A 4,078-nucleotide genomic window follows, 5' to 3' on the forward strand; every position below is an offset into this window, starting at 1 on the left:
ATCATGCCGATACTTGTCGGCATCGTTGTGGTCGGCACTCGATTTTAACGCCTAAGTTGAAGCGGATGGTAACTGAGAGGCTAACCCTAGGTTGGTCCCCTGAAATGGTCGGTTATGCCGTTCACTGTGCACCACACACGATTTACCACTGGATTTATCAAAGACAAGTCGATTTTCAGCCAAGCCAACTCTTTGATCACGGTAAACGTCATAAAAGAAGACAAGACCTTCGGTCGCGCTATAACCAAGCAGTAGGCACCTCAATTGAGATTCGCAGTGAGTCAGCTAATCGGCGAACCGAAAAAGGACATTTAGAGATGGATACAGTTCGCGGTGGTCGCGGGTCAAAGGCTGCTGTTTTGACCATTGTCGATCGGGTGACACGTTTAATGGCGACAACTAAGCTTGAAAACTTATCACAAAATGCTGTTCTTAAGGGATTTGCAAGACTGATGGTGGACTTTCCGGGTCCGGTTCGATCAGTGACGGTTGATCACGGTAAAGAGTTTTCCTGCGATCAGGCGCTTACAAAGCGCTATCGGATACCGGTTTACTTTTGCCACGCCTATCACCCGAATGAACGGGGCACAAATGAACGGTTCAATCGAGAACTTCGTTACTATTTCCCGAAGGGAACACAGTTTGATCAGGTTTCAGAGGCCAATATTCAACGAGCCACAGCGCTTATCAATAACAAACGCAGAAAATGTCTCCGTTGGCAAACCCCAGTTCAAGCAGTGAGCAAGCCTCTTTCTAGGTGGTAACTTTATTATTGCAATCTAGGCATCAAATATGCTATAGCTTTGGTAGAAGAGTGGCGCCGCTTTTCTTTTTCATTTTCACACAAACATTGTCATTAATCCTAATATTTTAAATAAGGGGGGAAAAACATGAATTTGCGCAGCGTAAAGTTTATGTTTAAAGTATTTTTGACGAGTTTTTGTCTTACGTTTTTATTTGGCGGTGGAAAGGTATTAGCAGATACCAACTCTAGTTATACTGGGCACAACTCATGGGATCAATTGACAACTTCAAATGGAATTTGTGCTGGCATTTATTCAAAAAAAGATGCGAAGCTGATTCGTCTCCAACACCACATTTTTTCACATGAAAAAGATGGTAGTACAACACCTAACTATCTTTATGACGCCTATTTTGGCTACCAAGTTAACAATAACAAAACTGTTTGGTTGAATAATCTTGCAGTTGATCAAGCAGAATATATTAATGGCACTAATATCATTCATTCGGTCCAACACCATGATCAGCTTACTTTTGACAGCTATTACTTCACACCATTTTCCGGCACGGATGATGGCAGTTCCTCAATCATGTATATGTTGGTCAAGGTGACTAATAATGGTCCGACTCGAAATGTTTCATTATTTTCACAGCAGAACTTGCATCTTGGTACAGACTACGCGACAAAGGACGAAGAGACAAGCTATAATTCGTCTAACAACTATATTAAAGAATTCAACACTAAAACTGGCAGCTTTGCGATTTATAAGAACCTGAATTCACAAAATCAGCTCTATCAAACTGGTAACCAAAATCAGACACCAGTCAACTATTTGCAGAGCAACAGTAACTTGAATAATTCTATTCAGAGCCAGGGTGATGACCTAGTCAATGGGTTTGAGAACAAAAATATTCAAATTTCAGCTGGTCAGAGTCAATGGTTTGGGGTTGAAATTGGTCTGCGAGAAGACGGTAATGAAAATCAATTAAGTCAAACGGTCGATAGTAATGCTCAAACATCTTTGCAGGGATCGCCGGCCGCAATTTTGCAGCAGGAAGAAAATTGGTGGCAAAATTGGCACGCTAAAGAACGGATGCCTAAAGGACTAAACTCGCAAGAAACTCAGACTTATCGCCAGTCAACTGCTGTCTTGAAAATGTCGCAGGTTAGAGAAAAGAGCGAAGGTTATGGTCAGGTTCTAGCCAGTTTAATTCCAGGCGAATGGAGCATTGCTTGGGTTCGCGATGGTTCTTACTCGATTAAAGCCTTAATTGACTCGGGGCATTACCAAGAAGCCAAGGAAGCCTTGAACTTTTTCTTGAATGCTAAGACGAAGCAAAACAGCGATGGGACGAATTACTTCCAGAAAAATTATATTGAAAGTAATAATACTTCAGCTCCAATTTATGGACTGAACACTAAATTGAGTTCAAACTATCTTTTATCAGTCTGTCGCTATTTTGGTGATGGCAGCGAGGACTCTGATTATAATGACAATGGTCCGAACATTGAATTTGACGGTTGGGGCTTAGTCCTATGGGTTTTAGATGATTATATTAATCAGACGCATGACTATAGTTTCCTTTTGAACAATCAACAGGTGCTGACAGCTCAACAATGGATTAGCCGCAAACAACAAATTGTTGATAGTGCAAATCGAGGATTGACGACAGCTAAACAGACCACTGTAACCGCTAAGAACACCTATCAGACTGCCAAAGCTAAAGAAGAGCAAGTTAAGCAGACGACCAAAACAACGATTAATACAGCAAAGGGTTGGATCAAACGCAAACAAGGAATTGTTAAAGCTGCCAAACAAACTTTACGACACGCAAAAACTGCTCAGGACAAACAAAAAGCTCAGGCTTGGTTAACTGCTAAACAAGCAGAGTTAACTAAAGAACTCAACAAGCAAAACCAAGTGATTGCCCAAGCCCAACAACAGCTAACTACAGCTAAGGACCAGGTCAAGACTGCCAAGTCGGCTTTAGTCAGTGCAAATGCTCAGCAGCAAACTGCTAGCAACTGGCTTAAGGTTAAGCAAGCCGAATTGACCAAAGAAAAGGCTAAGCAAGAGCCAATCATTCAAGAAAATATTAAAAGTACTAATTGGTATAAGATCACAACTCAAGATGCTGATTTGCTAATCGAATTGGCCAATAAGCAAAATGGTTTAATTCAGCCAGATTCTTCAATTTGGGAAGAACATTGGACGCCATATTCTGTTTTGAAAAATGCTCCAGCCAGGCAACAATTTGCTTTCACTGACATTACGGCTTGGTCAGGTCTACAATCAGCTGCCGATATGGCGCAAAAACTTGGTTTTAACGATTCCTATCAAAAGTATAGCCAAGCTGCAGCCAAGCTGAAAACCAGCATTTTGAAGAACCTGATTACCACAGAAGATGGCCAACAAATTATTGCTTCATCGATAGAACGCAAAGGTGATAGTCAACATGAAAATGATGGTTCAACGGTTGAGGCCATCAATCAGGGCTTGGTTCCCTCGAATTCATCGTTAGCTCAAGGAATGATTGCCAGTTACAACAAATATCTGCGAATCAAAACTGGCAGCACCCCAGGATTTATGCGTGATCAAGACGGTGATTTGTATGATTCGCGTGAATGGGGTTTTATTGATTTACGAATTGCCGGCGCATTGGCTAAAATGGGTGATCGTTCAGAATCCAAAACGTTGATTGACTGGATGACCAGCCAAGCTCAGAACAATTATTACCTAATTCCAGAATTACTAGATTACACTAACCAAGACTATGCCGGTTCAGTTCCAATGGGCGGCTTCGGTTCAGGTTCATATATTCTAGCGCTCAACGATTACTACAACAAGTAAGTTCAATAGCAAAAAATCAGTCGATAGTATTTTCACCACTGGAATGACTAGAGTATTATCTTATGATAATGATCAATTATCTTTTAATGGCAGCCTAACATTGTACGTGGAGCTGAATGGGCATTTGAGTTGTATCAAAACGCTGGCAAATGAAGAACTATATCAACTGCTAGTTCCCATTACAGTCCGGATGATGTATAGTGAACTAACTTACAATATTGTCAATTTTTTATAGTTGCCATCAAGATGTATTGGTGGAGCATGGAGATGTACCATAAGTCCTTCAAATGGATCTGGTGCAAACAGTGTGAGAGATGACCATCTAACCAGCTATTGATCCTATGTTGAAGGTTATGCAGCTAACAATGCTTCTAATTCGTCCACGACTGAGAACCCGATGAGACTTAACTCTCGTCGGGTTCTTTTGCGTATTGCGTGAACAATTTCCACACCGCTCAACGTTGCACTAGCGGTTCGAATGCGTT

General features: G+C 41.3%; 2 protein-coding genes and 1 pseudogene. 2 read left to right on the top strand and 1 reads right to left on the bottom strand.

The window, feature by feature from the left end; genetic code table 11:
- On the top strand, positions 1-764 hold a 764-nt coding region (locus tag GSO_RS08685), incomplete at its 5' end, for an IS30 family transposase (protein ID WP_155807529.1).
- 258 nt (positions 765-1,022) lie between these two features.
- Positions 1,023-3,593: a family 15 glucoamylase gene (locus tag GSO_RS08690; protein ID WP_235500845.1), complete on the top strand. Its 2,571-nt coding sequence runs from the start codon at positions 1,023-1,025 to the stop codon at positions 3,591-3,593.
- 351 nt (positions 3,594-3,944) lie between these two features.
- On the opposite strand, the pseudogene GSO_RS16940 reads toward GSO_RS08690, so the two are convergent.
- A pseudogene (locus tag GSO_RS16940) lies at positions 3,945-4,078 on the bottom strand (IS6 family transposase); the annotation flags it as partial.

Origin of the sequence: Lacticaseibacillus zeae DSM 20178 = KCTC 3804, from assembly GCF_000260435.1 — a bacterium.
In the GTDB taxonomy this organism is placed as follows: Bacteria; Bacillota; Bacilli; order Lactobacillales; family Lactobacillaceae; genus Lacticaseibacillus; species Lacticaseibacillus zeae.